This is a genomic window from Flammeovirga sp. OC4, assembly GCF_000812565.1.
In the GTDB taxonomy this organism is placed as follows: Bacteria; Bacteroidota; Bacteroidia; order Cytophagales; family Flammeovirgaceae; genus Flammeovirga.
Window position 1 is genome coordinate 169,707 of record NZ_JTAM01000003.1, and the last position, 20,740, is coordinate 190,446.

13 protein-coding genes are annotated in these 20,740 nt (G+C 34.6%); 7 read left to right on the forward strand and 6 right to left on the reverse strand.

The features are described 5' to 3' along the window. Nucleotides 1-2: 2 nt before the first annotated feature. The 3 genes from PL77_RS03720 to PL77_RS03730 all read right to left on the reverse strand — a co-directional run bounded on the left by PL77_RS03720 (nucleotide 3) and on the right by PL77_RS03730 (nucleotide 6,323). Nucleotides 3-2,801, reverse strand: coding sequence for a 2-oxoglutarate dehydrogenase E1 component (locus tag PL77_RS03720; RefSeq protein ID WP_044202143.1), 2,799 nt, complete (start codon nucleotides 2,799-2,801; stop codon nucleotides 3-5). 482 nt (nucleotides 2,802-3,283) lie between these two features. Further along, a complete protein-coding gene (locus PL77_RS03725) occupies nucleotides 3,284-4,666 on the reverse strand; it encodes a T9SS type A sorting domain-containing protein (protein ID WP_082026387.1) in 1,383 nt (460 codons plus the stop codon). 322 nt (nucleotides 4,667-4,988) lie between these two features. After that, the gene (locus PL77_RS03730) at nucleotides 4,989-6,323 is read right to left on the reverse strand and encodes a T9SS type A sorting domain-containing protein (protein WP_044201917.1); all 1,335 of its coding nucleotides are present in this window, start codon (nucleotides 6,321-6,323) and stop codon (nucleotides 4,989-4,991) included. A gap of 566 nt (nucleotides 6,324-6,889) precedes the next feature. Here PL77_RS03730 and PL77_RS03735 point away from each other — a divergent pair. The 7 genes from PL77_RS03735 to PL77_RS03765 all read left to right on the forward strand — a co-directional run bounded on the left by PL77_RS03735 (nucleotide 6,890) and on the right by PL77_RS03765 (nucleotide 16,236). Further along, nucleotides 6,890-7,999 (forward strand): transporter substrate-binding domain-containing protein, encoded by a 1,110-nt coding sequence (locus PL77_RS03735; RefSeq protein WP_044201918.1) that lies wholly within the window; start codon nucleotides 6,890-6,892, stop codon nucleotides 7,997-7,999. After that, nucleotides 7,986-8,354, forward strand: coding sequence for a YraN family protein (locus PL77_RS03740; RefSeq protein WP_044201920.1), 369 nt, complete (start codon nucleotides 7,986-7,988; stop codon nucleotides 8,352-8,354). The genes PL77_RS03735 and PL77_RS03740 overlap by 14 nt, the downstream gene beginning before the upstream one ends. 269 nt (nucleotides 8,355-8,623) lie before the next feature. Further along, nucleotides 8,624-9,961: an SWIM zinc finger domain-containing protein gene (locus PL77_RS03745; protein WP_044201922.1), complete on the forward strand. Its 1,338-nt coding sequence runs from the start codon at nucleotides 8,624-8,626 to the stop codon at nucleotides 9,959-9,961. After that, on the forward strand, nucleotides 9,961-11,607 hold the full coding sequence (locus tag PL77_RS03750; protein ID WP_044201924.1) for a DUF5691 domain-containing protein: 1,647 nt from the start codon (nucleotides 9,961-9,963) through the stop codon (nucleotides 11,605-11,607). The genes PL77_RS03745 and PL77_RS03750 overlap by 1 nt, the downstream gene beginning before the upstream one ends. A gap of 36 nt (nucleotides 11,608-11,643) precedes the next feature. Beyond that, nucleotides 11,644-12,726: an AAA family ATPase gene (locus PL77_RS03755; protein WP_044202144.1), complete on the forward strand. Its 1,083-nt coding sequence runs from the start codon at nucleotides 11,644-11,646 to the stop codon at nucleotides 12,724-12,726. Nucleotides 12,727-12,764: 38 nt separating this feature from the next. After that, a complete protein-coding gene (locus tag PL77_RS03760; RefSeq protein ID WP_044201926.1) occupies nucleotides 12,765-15,008 on the forward strand; it encodes a DUF5682 family protein in 2,244 nt (747 codons plus the stop codon). 10 nt (nucleotides 15,009-15,018) lie between these two features. After that, complete coding sequence (locus PL77_RS03765) at nucleotides 15,019-16,236, forward strand: VWA domain-containing protein (RefSeq protein WP_044201928.1); 1,218 nt, start codon at nucleotides 15,019-15,021, stop codon at nucleotides 16,234-16,236. Nucleotides 16,237-16,346: 110 nt separating this feature from the next. On the opposite strand, the gene PL77_RS03770 is transcribed toward PL77_RS03765, so the two are convergent. The 3 genes from PL77_RS03770 to PL77_RS03780 form a co-directional block, all read right to left on the reverse strand. Then, nucleotides 16,347-17,885 (reverse strand): hypothetical protein, encoded by a 1,539-nt coding sequence (locus PL77_RS03770; RefSeq protein WP_044201930.1) that lies wholly within the window; start codon nucleotides 17,883-17,885, stop codon nucleotides 16,347-16,349. Between the two features lie 137 nt (nucleotides 17,886-18,022). Next, nucleotides 18,023-18,757 (reverse strand): LytTR family DNA-binding domain-containing protein, encoded by a 735-nt coding sequence (locus PL77_RS03775; protein ID WP_044201932.1) that lies wholly within the window; start codon nucleotides 18,755-18,757, stop codon nucleotides 18,023-18,025. A 5-nt stretch (nucleotides 18,758-18,762) separates the two neighbouring features. Next, nucleotides 18,763-20,607 carry a histidine kinase gene (locus PL77_RS03780; RefSeq protein ID WP_082026388.1) on the reverse strand — a complete coding sequence of 615 codons (1,845 nt, stop codon included), beginning with the start codon at nucleotides 20,605-20,607 and terminating at the stop codon, nucleotides 18,763-18,765. Between the last annotated feature and the right edge of the window lie 133 nt (nucleotides 20,608-20,740).

The following is a 20,740-nucleotide window of genomic DNA, read 5'->3' on the forward strand; positions in this document are numbered from 1 at the left end:
GTTTATAGGTCCTCTTTGTCAAAAGCAACCGAAACAATACGCTCTGTCTCCTCTTTGTGTATTTTAGGGAAGCCAGTCGCTGGAGATGCTGAAGGTTTACGTGAAACTAATTTCAAGTTGATCAACTCCTCCTCGTTTCTAAATGCTCTCATAATAAAGGTCCAGTATCCCATATTCACAGGCTCTTCTTGAACCCACTTCAATGATTTACGGTTAGAATATTTCTTTAAAATGGCATTTACTTTCTTCTCCGGGAAAGGATGGATTTGCTCCACTCTTACAATCGCAACATCGTCACGCTTGTCTCTTTCCTTTCTCTCCAATAAGTCGTAGTAAATTTTGCCTGTGCAAAGTAGTACTTTTTCTACTTTCTTGGCATTTTTTACTGATGCATCATCATAAACTTCTTCAAATTTTCCTTTTGTAAAGTCTTCTAATGAAGAAATACACTTCGGATGACGTAACATCGACTTAGGAGTCATTACGATTAATGGCTTTCTGAAGTCCCAAGTTAACTGTCTTCTAATAGCGTGGAAGAAGTTGGCTGGAGTAGTGAAGTTACCCACTACAATGTTCGACTGTGCCGCTAATTGTAAATATCTCTCAGGACGAGCATTTGAGTGTTCTGGACCTTGTCCTTCGTAACCGTGTGGCAATAACATCACCATACCATTACTTCTACCCCACTTGCTTTCGCCTGAAGTAATAAATTGGTCAATCATAGTTTGTGCACCGTTTGAGAAATCACCGAATTGTGCTTCCCAAATTGTCAATGCACCTGGATTGGCCATTGCATATCCATATTCAAAACCTAACACACCGTACTCAGAAAGTAATGAGTTGTAGATGTAGAAAGGACCTTGAAGCTTACTGATGTTCGCTAATGAACTGTACTTCTCGTTCGTCTCAGCATCATTCAATACTGCGTGACGGTGTGAGAAAGTACCACGCTGAACGTCTTGCCCTGATAAACGAACAATTTTACCATCTAAAAGAACAGAACCGTATGCTAATAATTCAGCTGCTGCCCAGTTGAATTCCTTCTTATCGAAGAACATCTCCTTACGCTCTGCTAATAGCTTATCGATTTGCTTTAATGGTTTGAAACCGTCAGGTACAGTTGTTAAAGCGTGACCTACTGCTTCAATTGTTGTTTCTGAAATAGAAGTATCAGGAGAGTTATCGAAATCTGCCTCTTTACCTCTTTTCAATTGTTTCCATTGGATCTCTAATTCTTGAGGTCTGTATGGAAGTGGATTTTGACGTACGTTATTTAAACGATCTTGTAGCAAACGACGGAATTCTTTGTCCATTGATTTTGCTAACTGAGCGTTCATTTCACCTTGCTCGACTAATTTCTTGATGTAAATCTCACAAGGGTTTTGGTGCTTCGCAATGATATTATAAAGCTTCGGTTGCGTGAACTTAGGCTCATCTGATTCGTTGTGTCCGTGACGACGGTAACAAACCATATCAACGAAGATATCTCTGTTGTAACGTTGACGGAATTCAACTGCTAATTTCATTGCATAAGCAACTTCCTCAGGGTGATCACCATTTACGTGAAGTACAGGTGACTCAATTAATTGAGAAACGTCTGTACAGTAGATTGATGAACGAGCATCGTCAAAGTCAGTTGTAAAACCTACTTGGTTGTTAATCACGAAGTGGATTGTACCACCTACATCATAACCCGCAAGGTTTGACATTTGTACTGTTTCATAAACAATACCTTGACCGGCGATGGCTGCATCACCATGTATTAAGATTGGAAGAATACGTTTTGAATCTTTATCGTAGATAGAATCTACTTTCGCACGTACCACACCTAAAACTACAGGATCGACTGCTTCTAAGTGAGATGGGTTTGGCGATAAGTCCAAACGTACTTTCTTACCATTGTGTGTTTCGATTTGAGAAGAGAAACCTAAGTGATATTTCACATCACCGTCTCCCATTGTTTCTTCTGGTACTGCCTGACCTTCGAATTCGTTAAATACTTCTTCATAAGTCTTGCCCATGACGTTCGTCAATACATTCAAACGACCACGGTGTGCCATACCGATTACTACTTCCTCTACTCCAAGATCAGCACCTGTAAAAATGGCTGTATCTAATCCGGCGATTGTTGATTCACCACCTTCAAGAGAGAAACGTTTTTGTCCAACATATTTTGTATGAAGGAAGTTTTCGAATACTACAGCTTCGTTTAGCTTGCTAAGAATTCTTTTCTTGTCTTCTTGTGAGAATTCGTGACCTGGGTATTCGTTTTCAATTTTGTCTTTGATCCAAGCCAATACTTCAGGCTCACGGATCGACATAAATTCAAAACCAATTTTACCATAATAGATCTTCTTCAAGCGATCAAGAATGTCTTTCAAAGGAACAGTACCCATTCCTAAATAAGAACCTGCTGAGAATTTAGTATTCAAATCAGCATTAGAAAGACCAAAGTCCTCTAAATCCAATAGTGCTTTTCTGTCCTTTCTTTTACGAACTGGGTTCGTATCTGAAACTAAGTGAGCTCTAGAACGGTAAGCGTTAATCAACTGTCTTACCGCAACTTCTTTTTGAAGCATTTCTTCAGAAACACCTCCAGTAGCCTTAGAAGCTACTCCGTTTGAGTGGGATGCTTTGTTGTCTAGCTCAGGGTTTTCACCGAATTTCTCTAAAGAAAATTCGAAACCCTCAAAAAATCTACTCCAAGACTCATCTACTGAGCTTGGATCTTGCTTATACGACTCGTACATCTGTTCGATGTAGTCTCCATGAGCGTTAGCGATATAAGAATACTTGTCCATGTGTTTGTTGAGGTTATTTACTTGCTCCGGGACAAACATACTAAAACAATTTTATTTACAATATTTGTTTACGCAACTATTCGAATGTGTCATTGCAATTGAAATTTTAATTATCATTTGCTTCTATCAGTATCAACAACTACTATTTATTATAGAATAATTACAAATTTCTTAAATAAGAGATGATCTATTGTATTATTTTCAAGACGTATTCTCTGTACTCTAGAAAATAAATAAATATTTCAATTCCACTTTTTTTCTCCTTCAAATAAGTAGTATTGAACACAACGAAAAGAGGAGAATATTTATCGATAATTTTATTTTGACAGTCCTTTCTTTTTTCAAAAAATGCTCTTTGAGGCATGAATTCTATTCATCCAAATTGACAACTTAAAACTCAAAAAAATAATTTCTAACACCACAAAAAATGCCCTCACTGAATTACAATGAAGGCATTTCTTAAGAAACTAAATTCTAAAAGACTATCGTACTAAAATCTTCTGTACATGTTTTTCCTGTCCTACTACTATTGATAAAAAGTATATCCCATTTTTCAAAGCGTTAGGCAATTCAAATTGATAAAAGGAAGAAGAGAAATTACGATCAGAGTAATATTCAATCGTATTTCCATTTAAATCAAAAAGCTGTAAGGTTAACGATAAATCTGAATCAATATTAGAAAATAAAAGATTTACAGATTGTCCTTGAACCAACTCATTTGGAAAAACCTTTACCTCGCTATCTGTATTTGAAGTATTTTGATTTAACACCCCAAATATTTCAAATGCCCCATCAAAATCATATTGAACCAATCTATAATAGCTATACTGTTCTCCCGTCAACAATATTTCATAGTCCGTAGCAACATTAGTATTGCCTTGTCCATCTATCTCAGCAATCTCCAACCAATCTTTCTTATCATTAGACCCCTCAATCATAAAGTGGGAATTATTTTGTTCAGAAGCTGTTGTCCACTTCACTAAAAAACCATCATTGGTTTGAATTCCAAAGAGAGAAATTAAAACTACTGGTAGATCTCCACCTGATGCTTCAATCTTTGTACAAACTGAGCTACCACTATCATCACAACCACTAGCTTTAAAAGAGCCTGAGATTTGAATTTTTGCATCTAGATCCCCCACTATGGCTTGATTCACAAAATCGATTCCTCCACCTACATCCATGGATGCTCCACTTGCTACTTCAATAGCATTACTACCATTACCACTTGAAGAAGGAATGATCCACGCTCCTGAAATATTGAAACTTCCAGAAGTGATATTAATATCTCCAGCTTCCATTGTAAAGTCACCTGTAACATTTGTAGTACCTGTATTATTAAATATTTGGGCACCACCACCACCAAATTGAAGACCTCCATTAAGATTTAAAGTCCCTCCAACTGTAACTTCAGTACTAGTTGCATCTAAAATTAACTCATCAGAAACAGACAAAGTACCTCCAGATTCAACATTAATGAAGATCTTGTTATTATCATTTAGTGATTGAATTGACAAATTACCACCATCACCAATAGTTATAGATGATTCATAACTGTTCGATTCAAGAATAAAACCAGTATATCCTGTATCATCAGTTACATTAAAATTCACTTGAATAGCATTATTTCGATATTGAGAACTACTACCAAAGTTTATTTGATCTCCTGAAACGGGATAACCGGTTGAAGATGTACCACTAATTTTGGTCCAATTACTAGCATTTGTCCAATCACTAGAATCATTGTATACTGCTGTTCCATAATCACCCACGTAAGGTTCAAAGACTGCAGAAAAAACATTTTGACTTGTTGAAATAGAAAGTAAAGCTATTAGGTACAAGCAGTTTAGATGTAAAGAGTTCATTAATTTAAAAATAGACTGTTAGAATTTATTTAGTTCCGATACTCAAAACTAAAGACAAGTCTCTATCTAACAAACCTTTACACCTTTAAAAACGCTACTTGTAACATTATGTCACCGTGCTTTCAACTTCTGTTGCTTAATGTAATATTTCGAGATTATAAGTACAAAGTCAAAAATAAATTATAGCTTATTCTAATTTACTTTTTGTGAGTACAACGCTAAAAAACGTATTAATAGTGGTTCTATTAAAAGTTTTTTGAAGGAAGTAATCGCAAAATAATAAATAGAATTAGTATTAGATATTTTTGAATTTGTACTTATACTATTTAACTAATATCTTTTGTTGATATCTCTTACTTCCTATTAGAACATTTAAAATGTAATAGCCCTTATTCAATGAATTTGGCACTTTATATTGATAAAAAGAAGAAGCATAATTTGATGCTGATTTTTGATCTACTTCATTTCCTACCAAATCAAATAAATATAACGTAAAAGCAATATCTGAGTCAGGATTAGAAAATAATAAATTAGTCGATTGACCTTGAGTTAGTTCATTTGGAAAAATGCTGATAGTATCATTCTCGGATGAAACATTTTGAGTCAGAATTCCCAAAATTTCATATGAATTATCAAAATCATATTGAACTAACCTGTAGTAGTTGTATTGTTCTCCTTTTAATAAAATCTCATAATCAGTAGCAACATTTGAATTTCCCTGTCCGTCAATCTCTGCGATTTCCTTCCAATTATTTTTCGTATTTGAAGCTTCAATCATAAAATGAGAATTATTAATCTCTGAACCTGTAGTCCACTTCACGAGGAAACCTTCAGGAGTTTTAATACCGAATAATGAAATAAGTTCGACGGGAAGGTCTCCTCCTTGAGCTTCAATCTCAGCACAAACAGCCGCATGATTACAAGAACCTGAAACAGTAACATTACCTCCTGTAATATCAATATCTTCAGGACCTATAGCATACTGATAAAAGTCAATCCCTCCAACATTTAAAGAAGCTCCATTGGTTACATCTAAATCATTATTTGATTGTCCATCTGCAGTCTCAATCACCCATTCTTCTGAAACATCAAAACTACCTCCACTTACTGTAAGGCCTGTACCCAACATTTTAAATTGTCCTGTGACATTAAAGTCCCCAGAACTAACAATAGTATTCTTTCCGGTATGCACCATATTTAAACCATCGTTAAAACTAATCGTACCATAATTGTAAATACTTGTTTGATTAGCAGTAAATGTCGCCGTGTTATGTACCGTTAATTCTCCTCCACTATTAATGGTTAAAGTAATTCTATTACCATTCTCATTCAAAGAAGAAGCGTCAACCGTAGCACCACTACCTATTGTAAGTACAGAAGGATAACTATTAGCATTAAAAGTAATTCCAGTGTACTCGTCTGCTAAGTCAAACCCTGTAATTACCATACCATTGTTTCCATATTGTGCCGAACTACCAAACTGCACTACATCATTATCAGTTGGATAATCTGCCGTTTTACCTGTCCCATCTAGAATGGTCCAATAATTCGAATTCTGCCAATCTGCTAAACTTGAAAAAGTAGCAGTCGCATTATTTCCCCATTGACCTGGGTTAGGTTTAAAAACTGCCGCATTTATATTATTGCTGGTTATCATAATAATTGCGGTTAATAAGTACAGACTTTGCCTGTGTAATTTAGAAAAGTTCATTCAATGTAAGATTTAAAAAGCTAGTTGTAGATAATCTATCATTCAGTACTTCAAAAGTACAGCTAATTGCTTCATTTTCATAACAATCCATAGAATAAATAGCAATATTCCTTAAAATTCCCCTTTTTTAATTGCGTTTTTTGTTAGGTGAGATTCAAAAAACCACCCTAATTTTTAGTGATGCTCCATATTATAATTTCATCGGACCACTTATGTGGCTCAATAATTACATTTCTGAATAGAGTACGATCGTCAATTTTTTAATCATAAGAAAAAATTAGTTTATAACTGTTCATTTAACACTTCACACCCTATTCTATTTTTGGGTCAATGATAATTTGATTACTTAAAAAGGTATATAAAGTTCAAATTTAACTTTGAATCTGAAAATTATATTTTGATGAGAAAAATAGAGCTTAAAACAACTTAGAAAGGTGATATTTTATAAATACTTTTCTATCTTTAAAATAGTAAGATCTATTCAATCTGTAATCATCATTAAAAACACCTAAATGACTCGTCATTTTCTACTTTTTTTTATTTTATTTTTCTCTACAACTTCCATCGCTCAAGAAAATGGTCTTAGCTCTAGAAAGAAAATCCTTGAAAATCACATTTTAAGAGTTGGCGTAAGAGAAGACCCTCCTTTTGTAATCAAAAGTGTGGATGGTTCTTTCTATGGATTAAGTATTGACCTTTGGCATATGGTTGCTGAAGATTTACACTTGGTATATGAATTTGTGGAATATAAACATATGCCCGGTCTTATTTTAGCACTTTCAAGACGACAAATCGATATTTCGGCCAATCCAATGCCTGTCAGTTCTACTAGAATACGACAGTTAGATGTCACCTATCCTTTTATGACGACATCATTAGGCGTTGTTGTTAAAAAGAATGAGCAAGATCAGATTACATTATTCTTTAGCAACCTATTTTCAATAGGCTTTATGAAGCTCTTTTTTACCTTAATTGTCATTGTATTCCTTTTTGGAACATTGGTTTGGTGGGTTGAAAAAAAGTACAACGCTACTGACTTTAGAGATGGTATTGATGGTGTAATGGATGGTATATGGTGGTCAACGGTTACAATTACTACTGTTGGATATGGCGACAAAACTCCTAAAACTACATTGGGTAGAGTCATTTCAATGGTTTGGATGTTTGTGGCCATCAGTTTGATTTCAAGTTTTACGGCAACGATTACATCAACTTTAACGATTAATCAGTTAGAAGCACAAATAAAATCCGTTGCTGATTTGAGAAAAATGAAAGGTCAAATTGGCGTAACGGCTCACTCAGGAGCGGAAAGTTACCTTTTAAAACACCAAATTAACCCTGCCACTTTCGTAAACCCTGATGAAGGATTAGATGCATTGAATAATGGTGAAATCATAGCTTTTGTTCATGATAAGCCTATCATGCGTCACGTTATTAAGGAAAGAGGTGCCAGTAACTTGTTTGAAATCTCTCCTGCTAACTTTAAGCAAAACTATTATTCTTTCTTTATGCCTAGAAATAGTAAGATGTATAAGAAAATCAATTCAGAAATTGTAGATAATATTGATAGAGACTCTTGGCATCGCTTACTAAAAAAATACAATATGGATGACATCAACTAAAACTCAAAAACAGCAAACTGGAACCAAAGGTGAAATCATAGCCACTGATTTTTTAATTAAAAATGGGTACCAAATCCTAAAACGTAATTATAGATACAAGAGAAATGAGATTGATATTATCTGTCAAAAAGATAATTTTTTAGTCTTTGTTGAGGTTAAAACACGCAAAAACAAATCATTTGGCAACCCAGAAGAACACGTTTCTCAAAAACAAATCAACTGCATTCAAGACGCTTCTATTCAATTCCAAAACGTATATCAAGGTGAAGCTCAATTGGTCAGGTATGACATTATAAGTATCATTATCGATAAAAATGTCGTTTTGGAAATTCTGCATTTGGAAGATGCTTTTTAAAATTTCTCAAAAAAAATCTAACTGCGTAATCACTTTACGTTCTTCTCCTATTACTTTGTAGTATCAAAAAAACACAAACAGGTATTTAGCTAACGTTATAACTATTTATCTGATTGAACATTTTTAAACTCTTAATCTAAATCAATAGAATGCAATAGTAATCGAACAAGCTATACCATAAAATGACTAATTAAGGATTTAAAGCAAACGAAAAGTAATCCTTAAGCAACAGAATATTTTTCCCATCAGATTACAAAAACAACTTAAAAATGAATATAACTGAAGAATATATTCAAACCATATCCCCAACATCAACAGCTTTTAATGCAGGAAAAAAATTATCAATGCCTGCGAAGTGGCTGTCTTATGGTAAAAGTGAAAGAGGGCTATGGGGAGAATTAAAAGGAAGTGGAAAAAAGCCCTACAAAACTCAAATTGATATTGTTGATTTTGCTTACAAATGCTCTTGTCCCTCCAGGCAATTCCCCTGTAAACATGGCATCGCTTTAATGCTTTTATATGTGGGGTTGGAAGGAAAAATAGAAGAAACGGAAGAGCATGAATGGGTTAAAGAATGGCTAGATAAGCGTACTGTTAAGAAGAGTCAAGTACATGAAACAAAAGAAGTAACTGAAGAAGAGTCAGTTAAAAAAAAGAAGAATAAACTACGAACTGAAGCAAAACGATTTGAAGAGGTTAAATATGGTATTGAAGAACTTGAACTTTGGCTGAAAGATATGGTTCGTATAGGTTTTCTAGAATTACCTAATCAAAGAAAAAAGATAGCTGAATTATCGAAAAGAATGATTGATGCTAAAGCTACTCGATTATCGGCTTGGGTAAGATCTTATGCTGAATTCAACTTCAATAATGAACAGGTATGGAGAGAACAAGCCATGCAAACTACAGCCCGGTTATTCCTACTTATTAAAACATTTAACAACTATGATCAACTTTCCCCATTATGGCAGCAAACTATTAAAACGCTAGTGGGGTGGAACCAATCGACCAAAGAGTTAATCAATGATCCAGAAGCAGAATGTGTAGAAGATCATTGGTTAGTAGTAGGCCAAGAAACTTCCGAAAGGGAGGGCATTACCACTCAAAAAAGTTGGTTGTTGGGTTTACAGACTAACAGAAATGCGTTAATCCTTAGCTTTAAAACCAATTACTCTAGCTTTGACCACTCCCTATCTACGGGGATGTTATTTGAGGGAGAACTTAAGTTTTTCCCTTCTATCACTCCGTTGAGGGCAGTGGTTTCAAAGCAAAAGTTAAACTTAAACGAACTTATTTGTTTACCTCATTTTATGGAAAATATCAATGAAGTGTATCAGCAAAGAGCTGAAAAACTGATCAAAAATCCTTGGGAGTTGGAACAATTAGTCTGTTTAGAATCTGTTCAATTAGTACTTCAGAAGAAGGAAAATGTAGTTTGTGATACTTTTCAAAACTATATCACTATTGAAGAAGAGTGCCCTGAAGATGTGCTATTAAATTGGTATGCTTTGGAAGGTTCTTCTCCTTCTAAAATCGTAGGTTTATTTAGAAATGGCAAACTATTACCTCTTGGATTATTTCATCAACATAAATACCTGAAATTATAATGTGGAAGCAACTTGTAGAAACGGGATTTTTAGGGACAGATCGTAAGTCTATACAAAAAGAACTGCTTCCTGAAACCTTAATGAAACAACTTGAAAAAGTAAATGATGAAGACAAGGAAAACTACTTTCTAATGACCTTATCTTTAGGACATTATTATTATGAGAGTGGCGAAACGGCCAAGAATTATGAAGGTGATGTTATTACAGACTTCATAGAAGAAAACCGTCCAGAAATCCCTCATAACATGGAATTAATTTTTAGCAGAATCAATAACCTTGATACTTCTTTTGCGAAGACTAAATTGACTCATTTATGGCTAGATTGTATCATCAATGAGGGACAAATAGTCGGATATCCTTTATTTAAAGAACTTGTTAAGTTTGGTGAAAGAAAAGGGGAGGCATTGAAAGGTAAGATCACAAAAGTACTTTCTAAAAACACACTAAAAGCGTGCATACAGTTTCATCAAATAAATAATAACTGGATCCAACAACCTATTAATGAGGAAGAATGGTATACAGGTAAAATGGCTCAACGAAAAGCCATTTTAGAGACACTTTTAGAAAAAGATGCTTTAAAAGCCATTGCACTTCTCGAAGAAACTTGGCACCAAGAAACGTTGAACAATAAAGTTTCTTTGCTGAATTGTATTTATGAAAATCCTTCTGAAGAATTAGTTACTTTCTTAGAAGACCTTTATAATGGAGAATATAAGTTTGTAGAAACTGAGAAAGAAAAACAAAGAGAAGGTAGAGCTATTCTCTCCAAGATATTATTGATGTTTCCTTCCTCAAAATTAAGTCAAGAAACATTACAACAAATAGCTCCTTTCTTTACTAAACGAGCACTAATAAGCAAGCTAAAATGGAAGCTTAACTTTCCTAAGGAACAAATTGACGGCTTCTGGAATGAAAAAAATATGTTGCAAAAGTATGGTTTAGGAACTGATGGATTCATGCCTCACAATCATTCTACAAAAGAAGAATGTTGGATGGCCTATTTTATTCAACATATTCCTTTTCAAGCTTTTGCGGATGCTTTAAAAACAAAGGAAATACATATTATCAACTGTCTTTTTGATAGTAAAGAACTACAACAAAAAGTAAGATATAGTGGTGGTACCGAATCTATTTTCATTCATGAACTCACTCATAAAGTGAAGTTTAATAAAACTAAAAGTTCCATACAGCTTGTTCAAGCTTTTATTGAAAAAAGGAATTATAACGATTATGAGTTGAGAGATATTCTGCTTTCAGTTTCATCAGAGGATATTGAAGATTTGATCATTAAAAATAACATTTACAATACCACTATTGACCTCATCTGCAATTACGGTTCTGAAATTCCAGACCTAAATTTCTCTTATGATTTAAGTAAAAAATTACTTCAGAAGATCCATTCAAAACCTGAGAAATGGATGTATCGAAATAGCACTGATGCACTGGGGCTGATACTTTCTAAAGACATACTTGGAGAGTTAGAAATTCTTAATAAAAAAGAAGAGCAAAGAAAACCTAGTTATAAAGTTGATGAAGAACGATACCAAGAATCTTTACAAGTGTGGAAAAATAAAATCTATATTCCCATCAAAGAAGTAATTGAAATTCGAGCTCTTTTGGAAGAAGAAGAGTTCGTTACAAAATAATTGAGACATAATAATCCACCTAAAAATATTACAAAAATGAGTACAGTATTAAGACAACACGCAGAACAACAATTTGCAGAAGAATTAGAAGCATTAAGAAGTCAAGATAAAGCTCACCGCCCTACTAACTGGGAACTTTCCCCACAAGCTGTTGTAAAATATCTAATGGGAGGAAAACTAGATAATGGTTTTGAAATCACTCCGAAATATATTGGCAACCAAAGGTTGATGGAAATTGCAGTGGCAACATTGACTACAGATAGAGCTTTATTGCTATATGGAATTCCAGGCACCGCAAAATCTTGGGTATCAGAACACATTACGGCAGCAGTCACTGGAGATTCTACTTTGTTGATACAAGGTACTGCTGGTACTTCAGAAGAAGCCATTCGCTATGGATGGAATTATGCCAAATTATTAGCTGAAGGGCCTACTGAAGCTGCAATCGTAGAAACACCTATGATGAGAGCCATGAAAAATGGTAAAATAGCGAGAATTGAAGAACTTACTCGTATTCCTTCGGATGTTCAAGATACTTTACTGACCGTTTTATCTGAAAAAGCAATGCCTATCCCTGAATTAAATACTGAAATTCAGGCTATCGGTGGATTCAATATTATTGCGACAGCCAATAATAGAGACAAAGGTGTGAATGAGCTTTCTTCTGCATTAAAAAGACGTTTTAATACCGTTATTCTTCCTGTTCCTGCTACGGCAAAAGAGGAAATCAATATTGTTCAAAGCAGGGTTTCTTCATCCATCAAAGCTTTAGGTTTACCTGCTGCAGAACCTACTTTAAAAGAAATTCAAAGGGTAGTTAGTATTTTTAGAGAGCTTAGAAATGGTGTGACAGAAGACGGTCGTACTAAAATCAAAACTCCTACAAGTACTGTTAGTACAGCTGAAGCCATCTCTGTTGTCAACAATGGTTTATCTCTTGCTGCCCATTTTGGCGATGGCACTTTAAATGCTCACGACATCGCTTCAGGGTTAATCGGTGCCATTGTCAAAGATCCCGTTCAAGATGCTACAGTTTGGAATGAATACCTTGAAGTGATCGTGAAACCAAGAAAAGAATGGAATGACATCTATAGAGCTTGTAAGGAGTTGTCTATCTAAGCACTTACCCATTTCTTTCACCCTAAGCAATAGTACAGATGAGTATACATATTTTAGGCATAAGACATCATGGTGTGGGGTCTGCCAAGCAAGTACAAAAGGAGTTAGAAAGACTTCAACCCGACCTTATTTTAGTGGAAGGTCCACCAGAAATTAGTGACCTTTTTAAAATGGTGCATCAAAAAACGTTCAAACCTCCTTTGGCATTATTGGTCTACAATAGCATGGACCCAAAACAATCTTCCTTCTATCCTTTTGCATCATACTCTCCTGAGTGGGTTGCTATTCATTATGGGCAAGAAAATAAGATAGAAGTTAGAGCCATGGATTTACCTGTCTCTGCATCTTTTCTGATTCAAAAGAAAAAAGAAGAAGTATTGTTACAGCAACTTGACGAAGAAGAAATTCAAGAAGAAATAACCGAAGTAGTTACTGACCCTCTAAGTTATTTAGCAAATGCTGCAGGTTATTCTAATTCTGAAGACTGGTGGGATCAGCAGTTTGAACAAAACGCTAGTTCTTCGGAGGAACATTTTGAAGCTGTTATGTATGCCATGGAAACGCTACGAGAAGACGGTATCCCTTCCACTATGGAAGCAGATAATGAAATTCGTGAGGCATACATGAGAAATATTATCCGTGAGGCAAAAAATGAAATGCATTCTACTATTGCTATTGTTTGTGGTGCTTGGCATGCTCCTGCTTTAAAGGAAGATTATTCTGATTCAAAAAAGGACAATAAAGTTCTGAAGAAAGTTCCGAAACGTAAACTTAAAGTAGCAGCAACATGGATACCTTGGACCAACTCTCGACTCAGCTTTGCTTCGGGATATGGTGCTGGTATTACTTCCCCGGGGTGGTATGAACATCAATGGAAAACCAAAACTGATGTTGAAATCAGTTGGCTTACCAAAGTAGCCAATACCTACCGTAAGAAAGACATAGATATGTCAACAGCACACATCATGGAAGCTTATAAACTTGCAGTAGCATTAGCAGCTTTAAGAGGACATTCATTTGTCAATAAACAAGCATTAGACGAGGCCGTGCTGTCTGTGATGTGTATGGGTGATGAAATCAAAATGGAGTTGATTAAGGAGAAGTTGGTACTTGCCGAAAAAATTGGCGAAGTACCAGATACCGTCCCTAAAGTACCCTTACAAGAGGATTTTGAAAAATGGGTGAAGAAGTTTAGACTAAAGTTAAATGAAGTTGTTAGAGAAATAAAATTAGATCTTCGTAAGCCTAATGACCTTAATAAAAGTATTTTCTTCCATCGCTTACAATTATTAGAAGTGCCTTGGGCAAAGAAAACTTTCGGAGTTTCAAAAGGAACTTTCAAAGAGTTGTGGCTATTAAAATGGAAGCCTGAAATTATGGTAAAAATCATTGAGTATGCTTACTTAGGAAACTCAATTGAAACAGCTACTCAGGCTAAAGTGATAGAGGAAGGAAAACAAGTAAAAGAAATAGCCGTTGCCACTAACCTCTTAAAAGCTTGCATTCCAGCTGAACTTTTTAAGGCGGTGGAGTTTATGCTTGAACAGATCAATACTCTTTCAGCTATCGCTTCTGATATCAAAGACTTAATGACGGCATTACCTGATTTAGTGGACTTGAGCCGATATGGGAATGTAAGAAAATCTGATCTTTCAGTACTGAGTAATATCGTTGAGAATCTCCTGATCAAAGTATTCATCAACCTTCCCAATGCCTGTTATCAATTGGATGAAGAGAATTCGAATAAGATGTTCAATTTGATTATAAAGGTGAATAATGCTGTACGTATCTATCAAGACAAAGAATTAACTACGCAGTGGTATGAGGCCCTACACAAAGTAATGCGATCACCTGGAGTACACGCTATCATCAAAGGGTGTACCTGCCGATTGCTTTCAGATGCTCAATTTCTCCATGAAGAAGTCACTGAAAAAGAGATTTCCACTTCATTATCGATTGGAAATCCACCTCAAAAAGTAGCGTCTTGGATTGAAGGGTTTTTGAGAGGAAATGCAAGTATTTTGATTTATGACAACCTGCTTTGGAACTTACTTTATACATGGGTAAGTACGCTTTCTAAAGATATTTTTGTAGAAATGCTCCCCATGCTAAGAAGAGCGTTTTCGCAATTTGAACCTGAAGACCGTTTCCAGATCGGACAAAAAGCCAAAAGAGGTTTAGCCACTTCGGAGTCATCTATTGATGAGATTGAAAACAAGGGTTTTGATGAAGCAAGAGCAAATGCTATTCTTCCAGTTTTAGGTGAATTAATGGGTATTTAAAGTAAAAATCATGAATCGAAATAAAGAAATAGAAGTTTCCGACAATAAACACCAAAATTTAGAAAGATGGAGATTGATGTTAGGAGGTGATGATGCTGATGGAACTGGACACCAATTATCTAATGAACTAACGGAGTTGGATCAATCGTTGACTGCATTGTATGAGTTTGAACGAAGAGGAAGTTTTGATTATGGTCCTAATGGAAAACAGCTAAATCGCAAAGGTGGAAGAGGAAAAGGGACTCCTTCTATTGCCAGATGGCTAGGTGATATCAGAAAATATTTCCCTCAATCAGTGGTCAATGTGATGCAAGCGGATGCCATGAAAAATGATCGTCTGAAAGAAAAAATGATCATGGAGCCGGAGATCCTAGAAAAAGCCGAAGCTGATGTTCATTTGGTGGCTTCTTTAATGGAAATAGGAAAATTGATCCCTGAAAAAACAAAAGAGACTGCAAGGATGGTGGTCAAAAAGGTTGTGGATGAGTTGATGGATAAATTGGAACAAAAAACGATTGCCAGTTTAGCTGGAGCATTGGATAAAAGTGCAAGAAGTTTTAGGCCTAGGCATAATGAAATCAACTGGCCCGCTACTATTAAAAAGAACTTAAAACACTATCAACCAGAATACAAAACCATCATTCCAGAAGTAAAAGTAGGTTATGGAAAGAAATCAAAACGCTCACTTAAAGATATTATTCTCTGTCTCGATCAAAGTGGGTCGATGGGTGAATCAGTTATCTACTCTGGAATATTCGGAGCAGTGATGGCTTCTCTTCCCAATGTGAAAACGAAAATGGTGGTCTTCGATACTCAAATCGCTGATCTTACGGAAGAATTGGAAGATCCCGTTGATTTACTTTTCGGCGTGCAACTTGGTGGAGGAACAGACATTAATAAAGCACTACAGTATTGTGAATCATTAGTCGAAAAACCTGATGATACTATCCTTGTTCTTGTCACGGATTTGTGTGGAGGCGGAGATTTACAACAAATGAAAAAACGTGCCTTATCCTTAGTAGAATCAGGCGTTCAAGTCATCTGTCTTCTTGCTTTAGATGACAATGGCACCCCTTGGTACGACAAACAAAATGCAAAGTTTTTTGCCAGCAATAATATTCCAGTTTTTGCTTGTACTCCTGATTTATTTCCCGATATGATGGCGGCTGCAATTCAAAAAAACGACATCAGTACTTGGGCTTCAGAACACGATATTGTACTTCAATAAATTTCAGTATTCTTTTAAAAGCAAGAAGCCACCCTATATGCAGGTGGCTTCTGAAGTTATGTTAATGGGCTAATAAAATTAGGTAATTGACATATAGCAAAGTATACACACTATAATATTTCTTTATTGAATTCAATTGTTACAATATTTCGGACGGTTTTCTTACTAATAAATTCTGATTTAGAATAAATCTCTCCAAACCCGCTATCACGCCCTATAATATCACCTTGAAGCCTTGATACTAATGTTGTCTTTTTTCCCGATAATTCAGGATTTTGCTTCAGCATTTTTTTGCTTTTCTTTCTTAGTTCACTTGGAGGTTCTGTCCCGAAAATCCAAACATCTCCTTCGATCACTAGATAGGCCGTATCTCTAAAACTTGAAATAGTAATCAGATAATCTTCCTTCTCCTCTTCAATTTTTTGAATATTATCAAGTTCGGCTAAAAGTTTCAACAGCTGCTTTCCTTTTTTCTCATTAGGCATTTTAAAAGCTGCCTTTGCTTTTACATCGCGATTCCGATCGTTGGGGTCCATATCAATAGCAATCATACCTGTTTGAAAGAAGTTGAGGAAATCATCATCCAACATCAAAAAACCAAACTTTATTTGTGATATACTTTCATCTAAATAATAATTGATGTGATCCACTACTTGATCCCTAAAGATCTCCAAATCCATCCCATAACATATAAAATTAGAGGTCTTTTCTGGCATATATTGCACTAAATCCATATCTACACCCACATTCTTAGGTTCCTCTTTTGAAGTCGCTATACTAACAATTGTTGCCTTGCTATCGCTAAAATCTCCTCCAAACCATGAAGACTCATACAAATAGAACTTTTGAAATTGTTCTAGTGCTTCAAAAAAATCGTTGGATCTTGGTCGAACAATAAAATCCAATAGTGAATGATCATACCCCATGATCGTCGTTAATGAGTAAAAGCTTTTTTCATTAAAGTGCATGATAAATGGCATATCTACTATATCAGCAGGGATTCCTTCTTGCTTCTTCAAAGCCTTATTACCTAAGATTGCTTTCTCATCATTGGCAATTAGTTGATCAAAATAAGGTATAACATTTTGCTCATCTAGTTTGTAAATTGAATCTTTCATTACAGCATAATCTTCATAGGCGATTTTCTTAAACCTCCACTCATCATAAACGGTAATTAACTGCTCTCTTAACTTTTTATCGATGACTCCTTTTAGGAAAAAAATCTTTACAATAAGATAATCTTCTCCTTTCATCACGTAACCAAAACGTGTTTTCTGCTCCTCTTCTTTTAAGTAAATGAAATTGCCCTTTACACCACTTACCTGAAGTTCCGAACCTTCTACAATCTCTTTTACTTTATTAAAATCAACTCCTTCGCTTAATTTAAATCGAACTGTTAAACCTAAATATTCATCGATTTCTTGTGTAAAAACAACTGCTTCTTTACTGATTTCAAAAATTTCTTTAAGGTCTGAAGAGATTATATTTTTTAAATATTCTTGTTCAAGTAGACGGTTTGCATCATAATAAAATAAGAAAGATAAACCTTCTGATGGAATATTTTCTAAAAGCTTATTGGGTTGACCTTTGGCATTTATATTTAAAGTTGAAATGAAAAAAAATATCAACAAAAAGTATCTCTGGATCATAATTTATATTTAGTAGTAAACTTGTTTTTAGTATTTAATGATGACACGAATTTGGCAGTCTATGTATTTGCTGCCAAAAACAATTGATAAATGCAGAGGTATAATTAATAATTGACGAAACAGCTTATTGCATTCAATTAAGATGTTTTTAATTGCTGTACAACTTGGGTGTATTTTCGAGTAGAAACTTTTGCTGAATAACCATCCGTCAATGCTATTCCTGTTTTGGAAATATTGATCACATGAGACGGATTGATCAAGAAAGAATGATGGACTCTAATAAAGGAATGTAATTCTTCAATGTTCTCAAAATACTTTAAATGCTTTGAAGCCAGAATAGTTTGGTCTTGGCAAACAATTTTGGTATACGCCCCTTCTGACTCAAAGAGAATAATGCTATTGACTTCTATGAAATGAGTATTATCGGCTGTCTTAACGATAATTTTCTGTTCTTTTTCCTTCTTTTCTTCTTCAAATTGAGAAATAATAGCAGTCGCTTTTTTCTTTTCTTCTATTTGAGTAAATGCTTTATCGACAGCAATTTTCAACTCATTCGGATCGATAGGTTTTAACAGGTAGTCAACAGCATTATGTTTAATAGCATCGATGGCATAATTTTCAAGGCCCGTGGTAAAAATAATTTTAAAATCTACAGAAGATAATTGACGTAAGAGCTCAAAACTATTCCCATCTTCCAATTCTACATCCAAAAAGATAAGATCGACCTCCTTATTTTGATTTAAGAAATGAACCCCCTCTTGTATGGAAGGAAAAGTACCTACTATTTCAATGGATCTAAAAAGCAATTTGAGCATTTTACTTAATGCCTCTTGAGCATTGAACTCATCTTCTATGATCACTATCTTATACATATCATTTAGTTTAGTGTGAGTGAAAATCTGACAACAGCTCCAGTGCTATCATCTCTATTATTTATGGAAAGTGTATGCTCATCACCATTACCCATAATGGCCAATCGAGCTTTTAATACAGAAAGTGAATGTTCTTTTTTATCTTCCGAAACGCCTTGAAGACCAATACCATTATCAATAACTTCAAAATTTAATTTATCTTCGTTTTTAGTCACTTTCACCTCTAAAAAACCATCTTTTTTGATTTTACGAAGGCCGTGTTCAATGGCATTTTCACATAGTGGCTGTAGCATCATTGGTGGTATTTCTGAATGTTCCAAATCCACTTGTTCTTCTACAGAGATTCTATAATTAAATTTATGTCCAAAACGAATCCGTTGCGTTTCTATATAATTAGTCAACGCACTCAAATCCTCTGACAAAGTGATTTTTTCTTTGTGTGTCAAATCGAAATTCTGCCTTATCAACTTTGAAAAACGAGAGATATACGAAGAAGTAGTCAAAGGATCATTATCAAACAATGTATTTTGTATTGCTGTAAGTACATTGAAAATGAAATGTGGGTTCATCTGATTCCTCAATATTGTATTTTTCAACTGAGTACGTTCTTGCTCATTTTTATGCTGAATATTCTTGTAATAAAGCAGGAACAGTAAGAACAGAATCACAATTATGACAGTCACCGCAGTTAATGTCAGAATAATTCGCTCAAATTCTCTTTCTGCCTCTAATCGCTTTTCCTCTTCTTCTTGCTTGATTTTCTCTTTCTCTCTTTCCGATTTAAAAAGTTGATCTTGTGTATTGAGCATCTGTTCAAAATCATAGGAAATCTTTTCTTTCAGAATATTTTCTACAGAATCCAACTTAGAATAATACATTAATGCTTTCTCTGTCTGCTTGTTCTGAATAGCGTATTTCAAACTCTTCTCATAAATCACTTTCATGTATTTTGGAGAATTGTAAGTATGCTTTATTAATTCCTTATCATACTTTACCGCAAGATCTCCCTCCCCCATTGCATTGTAAACTTCTTCCAAGTTTGCCAATGCATTATTCCATTTGTGAGGATATAACTTTTTTAATTTTGCAGACTTGTTGTAATACCAAATTGCAATATCTGCATAGTACAAACTATCCGTCTCTAAAAACATATTGAGGTAATTGGTCCCGATATTATTATAAGACTGAGAGATCTCCCATTTGTTGCTGTAAGAAATTCCATACTCTAGTGATCTTACATTATAAGCAATTGCTTTTTGGTAAGCCCCTTCATTTTTATACAATACAGCAAGGTTATTACAAACTCTAGAAAGTTTTACACTATCATCAAACTCCACATAATAAGGAATCACCTTTTCCAATTCAATTAGAGCATGTGTCAAATCTCCCTTTTTATAATATAAATGTGCAAGGCTCTCTATAATTTTAGCCGTCAATACTTTATCATCTACTTCTATTGCATTTTTTCTTGCTTTAAACAGTTCTGTACTCGACTCTACAAAAAGATTATCATCAGCATAAATTCTTGACAAAGCCAAGCGAACCCGAGCTTCAAAGGTCAAATCGCCCTCTTTAATAAAATAATTGAGTGACTTTTTAAAGAGTAGTACAGCCTCATCTGATTTATCAATATCAGCATAATAAATAGCCTTCAAATAATACAATCTTGCTTTATCAAATGCTGTATTTTTATTGTTTTCAAACAAACTGTCTATTTTATGGATGATATTCCCATTGACTGACCCTTTACGGATTAAATCATTTAGTGTATCAAATTGAGAATCACTTAGTGTTTGTGCTGAAATATTCAATACAAAACACATTTGCAATACAGTTAAAAAAATTCGCATATATAATTTAGACCTTCAGTTGAATCTGTAGTTAGTTGCATTTCATCAACGAATATCACAGGCTTATTTTTGATTAAAAAATATGTTATGAGTTATTGACATTAGACTTTGTCAGGTGCTTTATTATGGAGAA